Raw genomic sequence first — 17,174 nt, forward strand, 5'->3', positions numbered from 1 at the left:
GATCTCTCTGACTATCGCTTCGGATGACCCCTCTCCGCCGGTCGGTCACTGTCATTCCAACAGATGTTGTTCGCGCGGCGCGAAACGTGGGGAGCGGTAAAGCCTCAGAGCTTGCCACCTATATCGTCGAGGACGGAAAAACTTTGGTCGTTCCGTCAAAGTAAGGCGCATCGCCCGACAGGGCATGGAAGGGCATGTCCTTGTTGTGCGGCTTTACCCTCTACAGATTTTACACGACGCAGGGCCAAACGGATTGAACCGATTTGAACAGTGCCTTGCTGAAACAGAATTGTTCCCAGCCAAGGCCGCAGAGATAAGTGAGTATGGCAGCCCGATCATCAGCCGCCATACTCGCACTGGAGCTAAAAACTACGCCCTAATGAACGCCAACAGATCCGGATTGACCACGTCGGCATGGGTGGTTAGCATCCCGTGCGGGAACCCGTTGTACACTTTCAGGGTGCTGTTCTTGAGCAGCTTGGCCTGAACTTCCACGGCATCCTTGTAGGGTACGATCTGGTCATCATCGCCCTGTGTGACCAGCATCGGCACGGTGATCGCCTTGAGGTCTTCGGTCTGGTCGGTCTCCGAGAAGGCCTTGATGCCGTCATAGTGGGCCTTCGCGCTGCCCATCATGCCTTGGCGCCACCAATTGTCGATCACGCCCTGCGAGACCTTCGCGCCTTCGCGGTTGAAGCCGTAAAATGGGCCAGAGGCAACGTCGAGGAAGAACTGCGCGCGATTGGCTGCGAGAGCGTTGCGGAAACCGTCGAACACTTCGATCGGTGTGCCATCAGGATTACCTGCGGTCTTGACCATCAGCGGTGGAACTGCGCTGACGAGAATGGCCTTTGCAACGCGGCCCTGCGGCTGCCCATATTTGGCAACGTAACGAGCGACTTCGCCGCCGCCTGTCGAGTGGCCGATATGGACGGCGTTGTGCAGGTCCAGATGCTCGGCAACAGCTGACGCATCTGCGGCGTAGTGATCCATGTCGTGACCGCCGCTCACCTGAGACGAACGGCCGTGGCCGCGGCGATCATGTGCGACGACGCGGTAGCCCTTGCTGACAAAGAACAGCATCTGGGCATCCCAATCGTCGGACGACAAAGGCCAGCCATGGTGAAACACGATCGGTTGTGCCTCCTTCGGACCCCAGTCCTTGTAGAAGATTTCAACGCCGTCCTTTGTGGTCACGTAACTATGGGTCATTGGTTCAATTCCTTGCTGATGAGGAGAGATTTTCTCTTCAGAAGCCAAAGCCGGGATGGCCAGGGCGAGAGAAATGGTGGTGCCGGTCAGCAGAACCTGCCGACGGGAGACGGAAAATTCGCTGGTCATGAGATGTCTCCAGGATTTCGAGCCGGCCAAACCAACAGCCAACTCAGCCGTTGACGCACTGTTGCGCTTACTCGGCGCCGCGGGTGCTCTCGAACAGGAACCAGGCACGGCGCTCGGCCTCGTCCACCCAGTTCTCGATCAGGCTGGCAGTGGCGATATCGCCATGCTCATCGCAAAGATTGTGGGTCTCCCTCATCAAAGAAACCAGAGTGAGGTTATCTTCACGAAGTTCAGCCAGCATGTCGGCCGGCATCAAGAAATCGGCATCGTTGTCAAGCAGGCGCTGCACCTTGGAAATGTGGCCGATCGAACGAATGGTGGTGCCGCCGATCTTGCGAGCTCGCTCGGCAATATCGTCCGTCATGGCAAAAATCTGCTCACCCTGCTCATCGAGCATCAGGTGGTAATCGCGGAAGTGCGGCCCGCTCATGTGCCAATGGAAATTCTTGGTTTTGAGGTAAAGGGCGAAGACATCGGCCAGAAGCGCGGTTAGCGCACCGGAGATGTCGGTCGTTGCGTTGGCACCGAGGGTCGTCGGCGTTGCGAGCGGCGATTTTCGATGTTTCTCGGCGAGCGTGCGGTCCATGATGATCTCCTTTGGATTGTGTGGGCTGCTGAGGATTTTTCTAGATCGGCGAGCGACCCCTCGGTATCCAATGCTTGGCTAGTCAAACCCACACCAAGGTATAGTTTCGGAACTCTCGGCATTTCGAAACACCCCCGCTATCAATGCTGCGAGCGCCAACCTATCGGTCTGGTTTTACACGGGAATAGTCGATTTTGAGTTTGCGTTTTACCAACCGGGATGGCTTGATGAGGCAATCGCCGTCAACATGGGAAACGACATGCCTTCGCTTGGACTTGTGAACCCGAAACGACGGTTATCGGCTCGCTACGAAACCGGCATTCTGTCGTTCGCATTCGTTCTTGCGGCTACTGTTTTCTATCTCGATACATTCACCGACATCCACAGCGCGCTTGCCACGCTCTATGTTATCACGCTGCTTCTTTCGGCGGAAACGCTGACGGAAAAGGGAACGCTGCTGCTGACGGCAGTCTGCATCGGTCTGTCAATTCTCTCCTACGCCGCGGCCCATGGTACAGACGCCGACCTTGCGGCAATATTGCGCTTGGCGGTGGCCGTTGCTGCCATCTCGATTACCTGTGCGCTGATCATACGGAACCACCGTGCGCGGCTGGATCTGATAAAATCCAATATCGCCTTGCAGAGCAGCGAAGAACGCTACCGGACGATTTTCGAGCAGAGCCGCGTCGCTCTGTGGGAGCGTGATTATTCCGAGGTACGCGCGTCGTTGATGGCCCTTAAAGCGCAGGGCGTCGCCGATCTGCGTGCTTATGCCCGACACAATCCGAACTTCATCGGCGACTGCATTGCCCGCATACCCACGGTCGCTGCCAATGCCGCGGCGCTCGAGCTTCTCGGTAATGTCAGTGCAAAGAATGCAGGCTCGATGCGCCGCTACATCGCGCAGGACGACGAGACCTTTCTCGATCTCATGGTGGCGATCTTCGATGATCAGAGCTATTTCGAGGGCAAGGGCACGATCATCACCAGCGACGGCCCCACCAAGCTGGTTTTGCTGACGGTGGGCTTTCCAGTGGACGTCGCCAACTTCAACCGCGTCATCGTCGGCATGTTCGACATTACGGAGCGCGAACTGGCCCAGAAGGCGTTGTTCGAGGCCCAGGCCGAACTCGCACTCGCATCGCGTGCGGCAACTGTCGGAGCCCTTTCGGCGTCTCTCGCACACGAACTCAACCAGCCACTCGGTGCTATTGTCGTCAATGCCCAAACCCTGCAGCGCTGGCTCGATCGGGATCCGCCGGATCTGGCGGCGGTGTCCCGCTCGGCCGAGCGCATCGTGCGCGACAGCCAACGCGCCAGCGACATTATCCAGAGCACCCGATCGATGTTGAGCGAGCGTACGCCGGTCCTCAAGGCAGTGTCATTGGCCGATCTTGTCAGTGAGACGCAAGCTCTCATGGAGAATGAGCTTTCCAGGAACCGGATCACATTCGAAACGAGCGAGGCTCCCGGGATCACCAACGTTAGTGCGGTCCGCATCGAGTTGCAGCAGGTGCTGATCAATCTGATCACCAATGCCATTCAGGCCATGGCGGAGACGCCAGAAGAGCTTCGACGGATTTCGGTGTCGATCAACCCGGCAGAGGGCCAAAGCATGCGGGTCAGTGTTCGTGACAGCGGCCCTGGTCTGAGCGACGAAATCCTCAAAAACCTGTTCAAGCCGTTCTCCACCACCAAGGAAACAGGCCTTGGCATGGGGCTTGCCATCTGCCGCGGCATGCTGGAAGCCCGTGGCGGCTCTCTGACCGCGAGCAACCATGCGGAAGGCGGCGCGCTGTTCGAAATGATCGTGCCAATGGAGGCTGTCCATGAATGATGCCAGAAAATCCGCCAAAACCACGAGCAACGATACGCCTGTCGTTTACGTCGTGGATGACGATCCCTCGATCCGAGAGGCACTGGTCGATCTCTTCCTGTCGGTCCGCACGGAGGCGCTGGCCTTCGAAAGCGCGCAGGACCTTCTTTACAATGCCGATCTCAAGCGGCCGGGCTGCATCCTGCTCGACGTAAGGCTGCCCGGCGCAAATGGCCTGGACTTTCAGCTTCATCTGGAAAAACTCGGTAACCGGATGCCGATCATCTTCATGACCGGCCATGGCGACATACCGATGACCGTGCGGGCGATGAAGGCCGGCGCGGTGGATTTTCTGGCAAAACCGTTCCGGGATCAGGATATCCTCGATGCTGTCGCCGTCGCTTTCCAGAAAGACCGGGACCTGCGCCAACAGTCTGCTGCAAATGGCGCCGTCACGGAACTGGCCAAGTCATTGACCCGCCGCGAACATGAGGTCATGACGGCTGTCGTTCAGGGCCTGATGAACAAGCAGATCGCCTTCAACCTCGGCATCAGCGAGATCACGGTCAAACTCCATCGTGGCAATGTCATGCGCAAGATGGAGGCGCGCTCGGTCGCAGATCTGGTCCGCAAAGCCGAGCTGCTTGGGCTGTGAATGGCAAAACCTAGACCCTTGTATGGTACAAGGACCGGGCTCGAAGGCGCATATACCGGGCTGTTGATCTAACACGGCAAGGCCAGAGAAATTGTCCAGAACACCAGTCATAGCCATTGTTGACGACGATCAGTCGATCCGCGAAGCGCTTGACGATCTCATTTTGTCTTGCGGGTACGAGAGCCGGCTTTTCACGTCTGCGGAAGAGTATCTTGCTGCCCCGGATCGCTCGTCGATTGACTGCATGCTCGTGGATGTCAAAATGCCCGGTCTCACGGGCATCGAGTTGCAGGCGGCGCTGAACGAACAAGATGCGCTGAAGCCGCCGATGATCTTCATGACGTCCTATAGCGACAACAAAACCAAGGCTGCGGCGATGAGTGGCGGCGCTTTTGCCTTTCTCGGCAAGCCCGTGAATTTTAGCCAGTTGGTGCAGTGTCTTGAACAGGCGCTGAAGCACTGATCCCTGCCAACAAGGAGCAAATGCATGTCGCACGGTTGTTCGCATACATCGACGATCCGCACGGTTCATCCCAAAACGCTCGGCTGCGAGGAATGCCTTGAGACCGGACAAGCCTGGTTTCATCTGAGGATTTGTCGCGAATGCGGCCATGTCGGTTGCTGCGACCAATCCCCCGGTCGTCACGCCACCGCGCATTTCCATGCCACGCAGCATCCGATCATAGAAGGTTACGATCCGCCGGAAGGCTGGGGATGGTGTTTTGTTGACGAGACGATGGTGGAATTGCCGGACCAGACACCCCAGCGCGGACCGATACCTCGCTATTACTAGACCATCTCGAAACGGCGACGCCAATTTAGACACGTATCAAACCAAGGGAAGAATCGATGGCGGATCTCAGCGCAAGACAACACCAGATGTTTCCGGAGCTGAGCCCTCGTCAGGTCGAGACGGCAAAACGCTTTGCCAGTGGCGAGCCGCAGCGTTTCGAAGCCGGTGACTTCGTGTACAAGGTGGGCGATCACGCCGCACCCGCGTGGTTGGTGTTGGAAGGCGCGATGGATGTCTTTCGCCATGAAGGCCTCTCGCATGAGGCACCGATCACCACGCATGGCGTTGGCCAGCTATCCGGCGAGGTCAACCAGCTTTCCGGACGCCCAACGTTGGCCGGTGCGCGTGCGGGGGCCGCAGGCTGTGTCGCAATTCCTTTCGACGCAGCCCATCTGCGCGCACTTGTTATCGGATCAGCCGATGTCGGCGAGATTATCATGCGCGCCTTCATCCTGCGGCGTGTCGGACTGATCGATGCCGGCGCTGGCTCGGTGCTCATCGGTGCTCCGGGCAATGCAGCACTTTCACGATTGCAGGGATTCCTCGCCCGCAGCGCGTTTCCCTATATCGTGCTCGATTCATTGGCCGAAGGCGAAGGCCGCGCACTGATCGAACGGCTCGGCATCGTCGCTTCAGAACTTCCCCTGATGGTCTGCCCCAACGGAACGGTGTTGAAAAACCCGACCGACACGGAAGCCGCCGCGTGCCTTGGCATGACGCCGGAGCTGACGCCCGGCAAGCTCTATGACGTTGCCGTCGTCGGGGCCGGGCCGGCAGGCCTTGCCACCGCCGTTTATGCCGCCTCCGAAGGGCTCGACGTCATTGTCATCGACGAACGCTCAGTGGGAGGACAGGCAGGCGCTTCCTCACGCATCGAAAACTATCTCGGCTTCCCGACCGGTATATCCGGCCAGGCGCTGGCCGGGCGCGCCTATAACCAGGCACTTAAATTCGGGGCGGAAATGGTTCTGCCCGTCAGTGTCAGCGGTTTGATCCCCCCGAAAGATGATGCCGGTGCGCTGACACTCGAACTTGGCGGCGGAAAATCTGTAACGGCCCGCAGCGTGGTCATCGCCTCCGGCGCCCGCTACAGGCGGCCCGACCTTGCCAACATAGAGAGCTTCGAGGGCAACGGCATCTCATATTGGGCTTCGCCAATCGAGGCAAAACTCTGCGCCGGCGAAGAGATCGCCCTGGTGGGCGGCGGCAATTCGGCCGGCCAGGCCATCGCTTTTCTCGCACCTCAGGTCAAGAAACTGCATCTCGTCGTCCGGCGCGCGCTCGAAGAAACGATGTCGCAATATCTGATCGACCGCATCAAGGCTTTCCCCAATGTCGAACTGCACATGCATTGCGAAGTGGACGCGATCGAAGGTGATCCCGCAGGCGGCCTGAATTCCGCTACCCTGCGCAATCGGCTGGATGGAAGCGAACGACAGCTGTCACTTCATCACCTTTTCCTGTTCATTGGAGCCGATCCCAATGCCGGCTGGATCAGCAACCGCGTCCATACCGATGACAAGGGCTTTATTGTTACCGGCCAGTCCTTCGATGCGCTTTGCAGCTTCGCCCGCAAGCCCATGCCCCTGGAAACCAGCCTGCCGAATGTCTTTGCCATCGGCGACGTTCGGTCAGGCTCGACCAAGCGGGTTGCTGCAGCGGTGGGCGAAGGTGCCGCCGTCGTCTCGCAGATCCACAATGCGCTCAGCCTGATGAAGACCCCGCACTGAAGCATGCGACATTTGTCAAAATCAAACGACCCACTGGCAAATGCCGGCGGGTCGAACCTGTCGTTCATAAGGGATGTGAGAGACATCCAGACAGTGCTCAAATTGCCGACGCACCAAGCTGGCGACCGTAGGCAACGATTTCCCTGCCAACGACAATGCGATCAGCCTCAAACCGTTGCAGGGCGGCGGGAAGGTCAATCTCCGACGCGAGGCAGTTGCTTAACGCCATGACGTCCCCGGCTGCTTTCGACACGCCCATCGCAGTGTGCGGGCGCGCGACGAAGGCGGCGTCACCGATCAGCACGATTGATCGCCCAATCATACGGGGTGCTTCGTAGTCGAAAATGCCCTGGACAGAAGGACTTGGCTCTGCCTCGACCGCCAGCGCGAATTGCGGCGGCAGCATCTGCGCGGCGTCAGTGCGCAAGGACTGCAGGCGCTCGTTCGACAAACCGCCGCGCGGCAGCGAGAAAGCATGCTTCCGGTGATCGAGGTCGGTGAACGTGCTGGCAAGTTCGGTTGGCTGCACCTTGCGAAACCAGACCCAGTTATAGCGGCGATCACCTCTACTCATTTCGCCCTTCGATCCCGGTACCAGATAGCCAAGCACATGGACCCCTGGTCTGACATGGAAGGCAAAGCGATCGACAAGCAGCTCCGCTGCCGCAGGAAGGCTGGTCTCAGGGATAAGTCCACGCCATGCGACATAACCCGCATAGCGGTTCTCATGATCCTGCGGATTGACCGCACGGCGCACCACGGAGCCGAGGCCATCGGCGCCGATGACAAGATCAGCAAGCTCCCGCGTCCCATCCTGGAAAACCAGCTGGGCGCCTTCGTTTCCGTCGAGCACATCGGCCACACCCCGGCCCAGTACATAGGTCTCCGGGGCGATACGCGATGCGACGGTCTCAAACAGGAAATCCCATGATATCTGTGTCTGGGGCATGTGCACGGTATGGGCGATACTGCCGTCGGATTGAGATAGATGCGTTCCTTTGCCACCACGCCGACGCGCGCTACATGCTCGCAGCCGATCAGCCGGAGTAGATGCAGCAGGTCGTTCGCTCGTAGATGCGAACATCGTGGCCGGCCTGCTGGAGCATGATGCCGGCGAACAGACCGGCGAGCGACCCGCCGACGATTCTGATACGGAGCTGTTTCATCGTCCCGCCCTCATTGCCCGACAACCGTCGGCGAATGCCGACGGTGATGAAAGATTTTCACCGCGAAGGCTGCGATGCCAAGTGCCGCGCCCAGCAGGCTGACGAGGTGCCAGCCGCCCTGCCCCCACGCCAACGTCGCCAGGGCCGAGCCGGCCGCCCCACCGAGAAACATGCCGGTCATAAAGACGGTGTTGAGCCGGCTGCGCGCATCCGCATCGAGCGCATAGATGAGATGCTGGTTAGAAATCAGCGCGCTCTGTGTGCCGAAATCGAGCACGATCACGCCGACAATCAAGGAAGCGATCGACGCCCAGGCGGCGAAGATCAGCCAGGCAACAATCGTGAGCGCCGCGCCGAGCCAGACCACAAAGTGAGGTCCCCGTTTGTCAGCAACCCTGCCTGCGAGAGGCGCTGCAAAGACACCCACCGCACCGACGATACCGAACAGACCTGCAACGTCCGCTCCCAGCTGGAACTTCGGCCCAGCGAGATAGAGCGCCAGGATTGTCCAGAAGGCGGTGAACGAAGCAAACAGAAATCCCTGGATGATGGTCGCAGCCCGTAATGCCGGATGACGTGTCCAGAGCTGACCGAGCGACCGGATCGCCTGATGATAACGCAGGGTCGATGTGGGCCGGTGCTGGGGAAGGACTGCGAACATGAGACCTGCGGCTAGGAGGGCAAGCGGCACTCCGATCCAGAACATCTCACGCCAGCCGGCATGTTCGCCGACGAAGCCCGACAGGGTGCGGCTGAACAATATACCCGACAGCACCCCGGCCATTACCGTGCCGATCGTAGTGCCGCGCTTTTCCGGTGCTGCCAGCGATGCGGCAAATGGCACGATCTGTTGGGCGACCGTCGAGCAGGCTCCGACGATGACCGACGCCGCAACCAGCGTCCAGGCCGATGGTGCCAGTGCCGCAAGCGCCAGTGCCGCCGCCAACACCACGAACTGGCCGATAATCATTTTGCGCCGGTTCACCAGGTCGCCTAGCGGCAACAGCAAGAACAGCCCGAGCGCGTAGCCGAGCTGCGTTGCGGTCGGTACCATGCCGGTAATGGGCTGGTCGCCGAACTCACTCTCGATGATGCCGAGCATTGGCTGATTGTAATAGATGTTGGCAACCGCAATGCCGCCAGCAACGGCCATTGCCAGAAGCGCCACCTGCCCAATTTCCCGACTACGAGCATCCGGCGCCATCCCGGCCTGTATCGGTCCTGTCTTTTCCATGATCCTGCTCCATTTCCAATCCTGATCTGTGCAGACGGTATGCCGGATGGCGGTGCAGGCACATTCAATGGAGGTCTATCAGGACCTATACATCGGTCTAGGTTAGCATCGATGCGTTGGATGTTAGATTTGCCGAAACACGTTGAAGGGATTTGCGATGAGCGAGAAGCGGCCGGATGGGATTGAAAGCTATACGGCGCCAGCCGGCGGCTGGGGCGCACTCAAGGCTGTTGCCAAAACCCTTGCGCACCAGCAGATCATTGCCGAGGGTGCTGTGACACTGTTGAAGGCCAACCGGCCCAACGGTTTCGATTGTCCCGGTTGCGCCTGGCCGGACCCCAAGCACACAAGTTCTTTTGAGTTCTGCGAGAATGGCGCCAAGGCGATTACCTGGGAATCGACGGCCAAGCGCGTCGGCCCCGATTTCTTCACCGCTCATACAGTCACCGACCTCTGGCAGTGGACCGACCACAAGCTTGAAGACCAGGGCCGTCTGACACATCCACTGATCTACGATCAGGCGAGTGACCGCTATGTGCCGATCGAATGGGAAGCCGCATTCGCCCGTATTGCCTCAGGACTGAACAGCCTGCCCAGCCCTGACATGGCCGAGTTCTACACCTCCGGCCGCGCGTCGAACGAGGCTGCCTTCCTCTTCCAGCTGTTTGTACGCGCCTACGGTACCAACAATTTTCCCGACTGTTCCAACATGTGCCACGAGGCGACCAGCGTCGGCTTGCCGCTGTCGATCGGCGTGGGCAAGGGAACGGTGACCCTTGAAGATTTCGACCATGTCGACGCGATTTTCTCTTTCGGACACAATCCCGGCACCAACCATCCCCGCATGATGACCACACTTCACGACGCGTCGCGCCGGGGCGTGCCCATCGTCGTCTTCAATCCGCTCAAGGAGCGCGCGCTGGAGCGGTTTGCGGCGCCGCAGGATCCGGTCGAAATGGCGACAATGTCCTCGACACCGATCGCGTCCGCCTATCATCAGGTTCGCACCGGCGGCGATCTTGCCGCGCTCAAGGGGCTGATGAAGCGCATCTTCGAACGCGACGCGGACGATATCGCCATAGGTGGTCCGGGCGTGCTCGACCGCGAATTCATCGACGCCCATACGATCGGGCTCGATACGCTGAAAGCCGATGTCGAGCAGACCGAATGGCCTGAGATCATCGAAAAGTCCGGTCTGTCGCTTGAAGCGCTGGACAGCGCCGTCGACGTCTACCTCAAAGCGAAGAACGTCATCCTCTGCTACGGCATGGGCATTACCCAACACGCCAATGGCACGGCCAACGTACAGCAACTCGCCAATTTCCTGATGCTGCGCGGCAATATAGGCCGGCCGGGCGCCGGTATCTGCCCCTTGCGCGGCCATTCCAATGTTCAGGGCGACCGGACCGTCGGCATTACTGAAATCCCCAATGCGGCTCTCTTGGATGGCATGGAGAAAGCCTTCGGTTTTCGACCGCCTGCGGAAAAGGGCCACAACGCCGTGGAGGCAATCGAAGCGATTAGCTACGGCAGGTCGAAAGCGCTTATCTGCCTTGGCGGCAACCTCGCCGTCGCCATGTCGGATCCGGAAGCCACATTCGCAGGAATGCGGAAGCTCGATCTGGCCGTCCACCTCGCGACAAAGCTCAATCGCTCGCATCTGCTTCTGGCAAAGACGTCGATCATCCTTCCGGTGCTGGGCCGGACGGATCTGGACATTCAGGCAACGGGGCGCCAGTCCGTCACGGTGGAAGATTCTATGTCGATGGTGCATGCGTCGCGGGGATTCCTTAAACCGCCAAGCGATCAGTTGCGCTCGGAGCCGTGGATCGTCGCCAGCATGGCCAGGGCGACGCTCGGCGATCGGTACGGCATCGACTGGGAGGGTATGGCTGGCGATTACGGCCTGATCCGTGACAAGATCGAGATCGTCTTTCCAGACTTCCATGACTTCAATACGCGCGTGAAAACGCCTGGCGGCTTTCGCCTTACTGTCGCAGCGTCGGACCGGGTGTGGAATACACCGTCCGGCAAGGCCGAATTTCTTATCGCCCCTGGTCTTGATGAGGACGCCCGTTTGCGGGACCCCGATGCTCTCGTGCTGACCACATTGCGCAGTCACGACCAGTACAACACCACCATATACGGCCTCGACGACCGCTATCGGGGTGTTTTCGGCCGCCGCGATGTGATCTTCATGAACCGATACGACCTGGAAACGCGCGGTCTTGCCGACGGCGACCTGATCGACATCGAAGCGATTTCGGAAACTGGTGCAAAAACCGTGGCCAGGTTTACTGCTGTTGTCTATGATATTCCGCCCGGCTCGGTGGCCGGATATTACCCCGAGATGAACCAGGTCATTGCACTGGCGGATTACGACAGAAAATCTGGAACGCCCGCATATAAGGGCGTTCCAGTGAGGATACGCGGATCCGCATGAGACGCCTGGCCGCATGGTCGGGATCGCAAGTTGTCGTGAAGGACAGACGGCGGACCATCTCGGCTTCGTTCACATTGCCTGCTTTCGAACTTAGTTGCCTTGAAGGTATTCGAACCTACGACCTGCCGACAAGTTCCGCTAAGTGACTGAAACGTCTTTCCTTTCAGGAATACGAAATGGCGGCTCAGCGTAGCCTGGTTATGAACTTTCGATCGGATTCGTCCCAGTGAACCCAGCAGCCAAATTAACGGTTTCCCAAGTCGAAAGCTCTGAATGCGAAGTAGTTCAAAATGGTTAGAATAACGACTTCATTCTTTAAGATCTCAGAGGTACGAGCCAGGGATATCAAACAAGGGGGTGGTCATGGGATGGTTTCTTGGGTTGGTCGCCTCACTAACGGTTTTGGCATTAGCTTGGGGTAAATTTAGTGCCAATTCGTCTTCAACGGTTGCTGGAATGGTAGACGAAACTTGGCCGTCTGAGAGGCGAAAGCTTGAAGAGAACGCGCAGGCAACACCCACCTTCAAAGAGAAATTTTGGCTTGTTGCCAGCCTGTTCTGGATGACCTTGTCCGGAGTTTTCGCCTTGCTTTGCACCAGTCAGTTGTTGGCCTTTAAATATCCGTTCCTATCCATTTGGTAGGATCCAGAACCGTTGTTGGCTCCGGTGGCCTTCGCCGCTCCGAGATTGTCGGCCTCGATCTCAAGGCGGACTAAACCAAAGATGGACGCGGCTGGATCGAGATCCGCTATGTTTCGGCGTGGTGTTTCGCCCAACCATCATCGCCGACGGTTGATCCCAGCCGTACCGGCGAACTAGACATCAAGATCTGAAGGCAAGACGTTGAAGTCGCCAACCAGCGCGACCGGAACTTCGAGTTTCATCAGTTCCGCCGCATAGGCGCTGAGACGGTGGAACCAACGCAGGTTGTAATCGAACTTGGGGCCGGGCACTGGGTTGCCGCTGGGCAAATAGAGGCAGCCAAGGTGCAGCCCCGCCTACGCCCGCATGACCAGAGCTGAATGCTCAAGACATTCCGGTGGATAATGAGGAAATGCTTTCACCGAGCGCGCCATTAAGTTGCAGCCGCATGCAACCTCGTTATACCTTGCGCCAGAGTTCTATTTCCAAGGAAATTCAGTTGCCAGCTGTATTTGTCCATCTTTCAGACATTCACTTTGGTCAGGAAAAGAAGGGCGGCGCTAGAGCTGCCAACGACGATGCGCGTAGAAAGCTTATGGGTGATGCTGCAAGCGTTGTAGCAGGGCTTCCGAGCAGAAAAGCAACCGGAATTATTGTCACCGGAGATATCGCGTACGCCGGGAAGGCGCACGAGTACGATGAAGCCGGAAGATGGCTGGATCAGCTCGCCGAAAGCGTTGGCTGTGAGCCATCCACCGTTCAGGTGATACCTGGCAACCATGACATCGATCGCGACAAGATCACAGGCGCAGCCGAGTGGATGCTAACTACCATCCACGATGAAGGCGAGGAAAAGCTTGAGGCCTTTCTCGGGAATCCGATGGACCGCGAAGTGCTCTATTCTCGTTTTGAAGGCTATTTGCCATTTGCAAAAGCCTACCGGTGCCCCCTGGACTGCGAAGGTCACAATAGCGCTGATCGCCGTGTTGAGCTGGCTGAAGGCCGTGCCATTAGATTTGTGCGGCTAAACTCTGCCCTCATATGTACAAAGGGACGAGACGAAGAGGGCAAGCTCCTGCTGGGCCAACGTCAAAGAATCTTGGAAGAGAGCGTGGGGGAAGAACTCATCGTCCTCGTTCATCACCCGCTCAACTGGATATCCGATAGTGATGACATGCGTAAATTTCTCCATGGGAGGGCTCGCGTATGCATGTCGGGGCATGAGCATCTCGCCGCGGTTGACGTTGAAGAGGTTGAGCCAGGCTGCGACATCTTGATGATTGCCTCCGGCGCAACAACCCCGGACCTAGTTGATGATGTCTACACATACGCCTACAACGTCATCGAGTTTGACTGGGACGAACCGACCGACTCCCTAGCCGTCACTATCCACCCGCGGCGGTGGAACGATGGAATGAAAAGGTTCGAGGCAGATGAAGGACGCCTCGGCGGACGTGACGCTCGTTTCGTGCTAGGATCGCCTTATTTCCGTCAAGGTGAAACGCCGGAGAAACGTGCGGATATCCTCCCCTCGCCACCGCAATCACCTGAGGTCGAGATCATGGTATCGCAGGAGGAGGTAGCTTTGGCCACCGACATCAAGATTGACGAAAGCGAATATCAGAATCTCTATCTTCGCTTCTTCAGAGATTTAGCGGAGGGAGATCGCCTTCGCATTCTTGTAGACTTAGGGGCAATTCCGGCCGGCTTGAACGTAAATTTCAATCATGAAACTGAAAGCCGCCTTTTGCGGAATATTGTTAAGGCCGGTCGATTTGATGATCTGAAAAATACAGTCCGCGACGCTTTGCGGGGGCATATGGGAACCACGGGGAAAGAAGCATGAGCAGTATGGCAGAGTATGCCCGGATCTTGGGCACCGGAGTAGACGACGATTGGGTCGTCAAACGGAAGCAAGCCGCCGCCAAAATTACTGAATGGTATCGCGGCTTGACCACTTTGGATGCTCTCACAGCTGCATCCGCATTGTCCTCAGCGATCTTAGAGACTTACTCCTTACCAAATCAGCTCGCTATAAAAGGTGAAGCGACAATACAGGAGTATGCTCCATCCTTCCTACGGGACGGTGAAAACGGGGATCTAGAAATTCTTGTCGTCATGCTCTCGGCCGCGGTGGACCTAGTTAGCGAAGAAAGTAGCAATGGCGGTTGGAATGCTCAACAAGCGCTCGCAGCCGGTTTATGGTCGGCCTTATGGTTTCAAATACCAGTGACTCAAGCGAAACTGGAGAAATTACGAACGGACTTGCTTAGGGCAAGTCGAGACCATGTCCTTGCAGTAGCAAATTCGTCTCGCTCGCGACGAGATGTCCCACAAGTCGGACCAGTGAACATTGGACAGGACTCCCCCTCTGGACAGAAAGTCAATACAGCCTTTGCAAAAGCAGTACAGCCTCTGCTTGACGCCCTGCTGGAGAACGCAGCTTTGGATCGAGAAGAGCTCGACTTTGCTTGGTGGCTTTTGTCAGATCGGAGCGACACGTTAGACAGGCCATTCAGGCAATTTGAGAACGGACCCAGAGCTGTCATTACTGGATTTGACGCTGCTCTCCGCTTAAAAAAGCTTCCGGCCGACGCGCACCGCCACATGGTTCAGCGCAATATCGAGGACGATGGTGAGATGTCGTTCGATGAGATTTTGAACGCGTTCGGTTCGGATCAAGCAAAAATTGCATCCATTGTTAAATCACCCCTAGAGAACCTGACTTCAGTATTTCCTTTGCTCGCCTCAATTCAAACTGGAAAAACTACCAAACTAATTGCCGGCCAAAAATTTGGAGCGAGAGAGTGGGCCGCCAAATCGCTTCTTGAGAATGCGATTTATCAGCTGCAGTTCTCTTCTGTGAAAATGCTATGACGGAAACGGTTTGCGCAGACACGGAGTGCTCGTTCAGCCTGACCGGGGTATGCGCCCGGAGTTACAGCGATCCGGAGGAATGTCCATACAGGAACGGCACCGGTGGTCAGCTGAATGAAAAAGCTGGAGGATCGTCGGCGGGAAGAATGGTGCAAAGCGTCGGGGATGGCAACGTAGTCACAACAATTGGTGAGCCAGTCCTTTCCGCCCCCGTAGTCGACCCGAGTTTGCCAAGAAGCGGCACATTGGGCTCACGAGACTTAGATCTCCTGATGCGGGACCGTTATGTCAATTTGATAGGCATTGTCGGATTACCGGACGCAGGAAAAACTGCCTGCATTGCTAGCCTCTATTTACTTCTAGCGCATGGAATGCTGGATGGCTTCACCTATGCCAACAGTAAAACGCTGATCGCCCTCGACGAAATTTCGCGAGGCGCTCGTCGATGGAATAACGGTTATCCGGAACAGATGACACTACACACCGAGCTGGCCGATGACCGTCAGGCAGGCTTTCTCCATCTCAGACTTTTACGGGAAGCCGACTCAAAGAAAATAGATATTGTCGTCCCGGATCTTCCTGGTGAGTGGTCAAGGCAGCTGATCACGCATGCAGATTCCGACCGTTTTAGCTTTCTTGGATCGGCCGAAGTCCTTTGGGTCATGGTCAACGGGCGTGACTTCTATCAAAGCGCGACGCGGCAAGCAGCCATACACGATACGACCAATTTGATAGAGCGCCTCTCAGAGCTTTTGAAAAACGCTCGCCCGCGGCTTATACTGGTATCCACTTGGCGCGATATTTCGGACTTCCCAAGAGATGCGTTCGATCGAATTGAGGCTTATGCGAAGCCATTAGGTTTTGATGTAGAGCTTGCTTCCATTGCGTCTTTCTCTGAGAATGACGCAGTCAGGCCGGGCATCGGCATTTCGGAGCTAATCGTCGCGTCCTTGACCGCTGGTTCGAAACGGGAAAACCCGTGGCCTCACTCCGAAAGCCTTCCGAACCCGTCAGAGCGCTTGTATTTGGACTTTCGGAGGCAAGCATGAGAAAAAAATCGATCATCTTGGTCGGTGGGCCTGACTCTGGAAAGACCAATTACGTGGGCCGCGTTTGGCTATCTTTGAAGGAACGCAAGAGTTCGCTGAAACGCGCAGGCATGCCCAGCGACATCGAATACATCGAGGCTATTTGCGCGCACATCCTCAAAGGTGAATTCGCCGGTCGTACCGATCGAAACATGGAGCGAAAGGATTTCTGCGTTCCGGTGCAATTTGGTGAAGGCGACATAACAGAACTCGTCGTTCCAGATTTCACAGGCGAGTTGTGGCTAAATGCCGTCGTCAACTCGGAACTCCCGCAGGACTGGCTAGATGAAATCGAGAAGGCTGACAGCGCTCTTCTATTCGTGCGCGTCCTCTCGCCGCAGAACATCCAACCGTTAGATTGGGTTACGGCGCGCGAAGTATTGCGGCTGACAGGAAATAACGATGACGATCACAAGCTTCCTACACAAGTTGTCTTATGCGAGTTGCTAAGGCTTCTGGAAGATCGACTGGGATCTCAAAATCCCGAAGTGCGACCAAGAATTGCCGTGCTAGTCACGGCCTGGGACCTACTCGATCCTGCCGCGAGAGCTGCTGGCCCGATGCAATTCTTAAGGCGTCAGTTTCCACTGTTTTGGGGAGCGTTAGGGGATCTCGTGAGAGCTGATGTCGGTGTTTACGGCGTCAGCATCGTCGATGGCGATCCGGAGAGAGATCAGGCTTTCAAGGACAAGATTCTGGCATCTAATCTAGCAGATGCGGGTTCCATCACATTCGAGAGCACTACGGGCGTGGAGGTCAACCACGATGTTACCCTGCCTATCTCTTGGGCGATTAGTTGATGG

14 protein-coding genes and 3 pseudogenes are annotated in these 17,174 nt (G+C 57.2%); 12 read left to right on the top strand and 5 right to left on the bottom strand.

Annotation, left to right across the window (positions count from 1 at the left end; all coding sequences use genetic code 11):
- Positions 1-53: 53 nt before the first annotated feature.
- Positions 54-164, top strand: a pseudogene (locus PYR65_RS28945) (cupin domain-containing protein); the annotation flags it as partial.
- Positions 165-369: 205 nt separating this feature from the next.
- Here the strand turns inward: PYR65_RS28945 and PYR65_RS28950 are convergent.
- Positions 370-1,341: an alpha/beta fold hydrolase gene (locus tag PYR65_RS28950; protein WP_276122517.1), complete on the bottom strand. Its 972-nt coding sequence runs from the start codon at positions 1,339-1,341 to the stop codon at positions 370-372.
- A gap of 67 nt (positions 1,342-1,408) precedes the next feature.
- Positions 1,409-1,927 carry a Dps family protein gene (locus PYR65_RS28955; RefSeq protein ID WP_276122518.1) on the bottom strand — a complete coding sequence of 173 codons (519 nt, stop codon included), beginning with the start codon at positions 1,925-1,927 and terminating at the stop codon, positions 1,409-1,411.
- Between the two features lie 259 nt (positions 1,928-2,186).
- Here PYR65_RS28955 and PYR65_RS28960 point away from each other — a divergent pair, with 259 nt between their 5' ends.
- The 5 genes from PYR65_RS28960 to PYR65_RS28980 all read left to right on the top strand — a co-directional run bounded on the left by PYR65_RS28960 (position 2,187) and on the right by PYR65_RS28980 (position 6,921).
- The gene (locus PYR65_RS28960; protein WP_276122519.1) at positions 2,187-3,764 is read left to right on the top strand and encodes a sensor histidine kinase; all 1,578 of its coding nucleotides are present in this window, start codon (positions 2,187-2,189) and stop codon (positions 3,762-3,764) included.
- Entirely contained in the window at positions 3,757-4,398 is a 642-nt protein-coding gene (locus tag PYR65_RS28965) for a response regulator transcription factor (RefSeq protein ID WP_276122520.1), read from the top strand. Before PYR65_RS28960 ends, PYR65_RS28965 begins: the two co-directional genes overlap by 8 nt.
- Before the next feature lie 91 nt (positions 4,399-4,489).
- The gene (locus PYR65_RS28970) at positions 4,490-4,861 is read left to right on the top strand and encodes a response regulator transcription factor (protein ID WP_276122521.1); all 372 of its coding nucleotides are present in this window, start codon (positions 4,490-4,492) and stop codon (positions 4,859-4,861) included.
- A gap of 24 nt (positions 4,862-4,885) precedes the next feature.
- Positions 4,886-5,191, top strand: a complete 306-nt coding sequence (locus PYR65_RS28975) for a UBP-type zinc finger domain-containing protein (protein ID WP_276122522.1) — start codon at positions 4,886-4,888, stop codon at positions 5,189-5,191.
- A gap of 56 nt (positions 5,192-5,247) precedes the next feature.
- Positions 5,248-6,921, top strand: coding sequence for an FAD-dependent oxidoreductase (locus tag PYR65_RS28980; protein ID WP_276122523.1), 1,674 nt, complete (start codon positions 5,248-5,250; stop codon positions 6,919-6,921).
- Positions 6,922-7,018: 97 nt separating this feature from the next.
- Here the strand turns inward: PYR65_RS28980 and PYR65_RS28985 are convergent.
- Together PYR65_RS28985 and PYR65_RS28990 are read right to left on the bottom strand one after the other, a co-directional pair.
- A pseudogene (locus tag PYR65_RS28985) lies at positions 7,019-8,087 on the bottom strand (FAD binding domain-containing protein).
- Positions 8,088-8,097: 10 nt separating this feature from the next.
- Positions 8,098-9,321: an MFS transporter gene (locus PYR65_RS28990; RefSeq protein ID WP_276122524.1), complete on the bottom strand. Its 1,224-nt coding sequence runs from the start codon at positions 9,319-9,321 to the stop codon at positions 8,098-8,100.
- 157 nt (positions 9,322-9,478) lie between these two features.
- Between PYR65_RS28990 and PYR65_RS28995 the strand changes: the two genes are divergently transcribed.
- Both PYR65_RS28995 and PYR65_RS29000 read left to right on the top strand, forming a co-directional pair.
- Complete coding sequence (locus PYR65_RS28995) at positions 9,479-11,764, top strand: FdhF/YdeP family oxidoreductase (protein ID WP_276122525.1); 2,286 nt, start codon at positions 9,479-9,481, stop codon at positions 11,762-11,764.
- Positions 11,765-12,127: 363 nt separating this feature from the next.
- Complete coding sequence (locus PYR65_RS29000) at positions 12,128-12,406, top strand: hypothetical protein (RefSeq protein WP_276122526.1); 279 nt, start codon at positions 12,128-12,130, stop codon at positions 12,404-12,406.
- 176 nt (positions 12,407-12,582) lie between these two features.
- On the opposite strand, the pseudogene PYR65_RS29005 reads toward PYR65_RS29000, so the two are convergent.
- Positions 12,583-12,759: pseudogene (locus PYR65_RS29005) on the bottom strand (exodeoxyribonuclease III); the annotation flags it as partial.
- 44 nt (positions 12,760-12,803) lie between these two features.
- On the opposite strand from PYR65_RS29005, the gene PYR65_RS29010 reads away from it, so the two are divergent.
- The 4 genes from PYR65_RS29010 to PYR65_RS29025 are packed head-to-tail and all read left to right on the top strand — an operon-like array spanning position 12,804 to position 17,171.
- Positions 12,804-14,252, top strand: a complete 1,449-nt coding sequence (locus PYR65_RS29010; protein ID WP_276122527.1) for a metallophosphoesterase — start codon at positions 12,804-12,806, stop codon at positions 14,250-14,252.
- Positions 14,249-15,283, top strand: coding sequence for a GTPase-associated system all-helical protein GASH (locus PYR65_RS29015; protein ID WP_276122528.1), 1,035 nt, complete (start codon positions 14,249-14,251; stop codon positions 15,281-15,283). The genes PYR65_RS29010 and PYR65_RS29015 overlap by 4 nt, the downstream gene beginning before the upstream one ends.
- Positions 15,280-16,332, top strand: coding sequence for a TRAFAC clade GTPase domain-containing protein (locus PYR65_RS29020; protein WP_276122529.1), 1,053 nt, complete (start codon positions 15,280-15,282; stop codon positions 16,330-16,332). The genes PYR65_RS29015 and PYR65_RS29020 overlap by 4 nt, the downstream gene beginning before the upstream one ends.
- Positions 16,329-17,171, top strand: coding sequence for a TRAFAC clade GTPase domain-containing protein (locus tag PYR65_RS29025; RefSeq protein WP_276122530.1), 843 nt, complete (start codon positions 16,329-16,331; stop codon positions 17,169-17,171). The genes PYR65_RS29020 and PYR65_RS29025 overlap by 4 nt, the downstream gene beginning before the upstream one ends.
- Positions 17,172-17,174 lie beyond the last annotated feature (3 nt).

The sequence above is a fragment of the Pararhizobium qamdonense genome, assembly GCF_029277445.1.
GTDB classification, from domain to species: Bacteria; Pseudomonadota; Alphaproteobacteria; order Rhizobiales; family Rhizobiaceae; genus Pararhizobium; species Pararhizobium qamdonense.

What these genes read in the sequence shown, in the direction of transcription:
- PYR65_RS28950 (WP_276122517.1), bottom strand. Translation starts at nt 1,341, where the DNA reads ATGACCAGCGAATTTTCCGTCTCCCGTCGGCAGGTTCTGCTGACCGGC.
- PYR65_RS28955 (WP_276122518.1), bottom strand. Translation starts at nt 1,927, where the DNA reads ATGGACCGCACGCTCGCCGAGAAACATCGAAAATCGCCGCTCGCAACG.
- PYR65_RS28960 (WP_276122519.1), top strand. Translation starts at nt 2,187, where the DNA reads ATGCCTTCGCTTGGACTTGTGAACCCGAAACGACGGTTATCGGCTCGC.
- PYR65_RS28965 (WP_276122520.1), top strand. Translation starts at nt 3,757, where the DNA reads ATGAATGATGCCAGAAAATCCGCCAAAACCACGAGCAACGATACGCCT.
- PYR65_RS28975 (WP_276122522.1), top strand. Translation starts at nt 4,886, where the DNA reads ATGTCGCACGGTTGTTCGCATACATCGACGATCCGCACGGTTCATCCC.
- PYR65_RS28980 (WP_276122523.1), top strand. Translation starts at nt 5,248, where the DNA reads ATGGCGGATCTCAGCGCAAGACAACACCAGATGTTTCCGGAGCTGAGC.
- PYR65_RS28990 (WP_276122524.1), bottom strand. Translation starts at nt 9,321, where the DNA reads ATGGAAAAGACAGGACCGATACAGGCCGGGATGGCGCCGGATGCTCGT.
- PYR65_RS28995 (WP_276122525.1), top strand. Translation starts at nt 9,479, where the DNA reads ATGAGCGAGAAGCGGCCGGATGGGATTGAAAGCTATACGGCGCCAGCC.
- PYR65_RS29000 (WP_276122526.1), top strand. Translation starts at nt 12,128, where the DNA reads ATGGGATGGTTTCTTGGGTTGGTCGCCTCACTAACGGTTTTGGCATTA.
- PYR65_RS29015 (WP_276122528.1), top strand. Translation starts at nt 14,249, where the DNA reads ATGAGCAGTATGGCAGAGTATGCCCGGATCTTGGGCACCGGAGTAGAC.
- PYR65_RS29020 (WP_276122529.1), top strand. Translation starts at nt 15,280, where the DNA reads ATGACGGAAACGGTTTGCGCAGACACGGAGTGCTCGTTCAGCCTGACC.
- PYR65_RS29025 (WP_276122530.1), top strand. Translation starts at nt 16,329, where the DNA reads ATGAGAAAAAAATCGATCATCTTGGTCGGTGGGCCTGACTCTGGAAAG.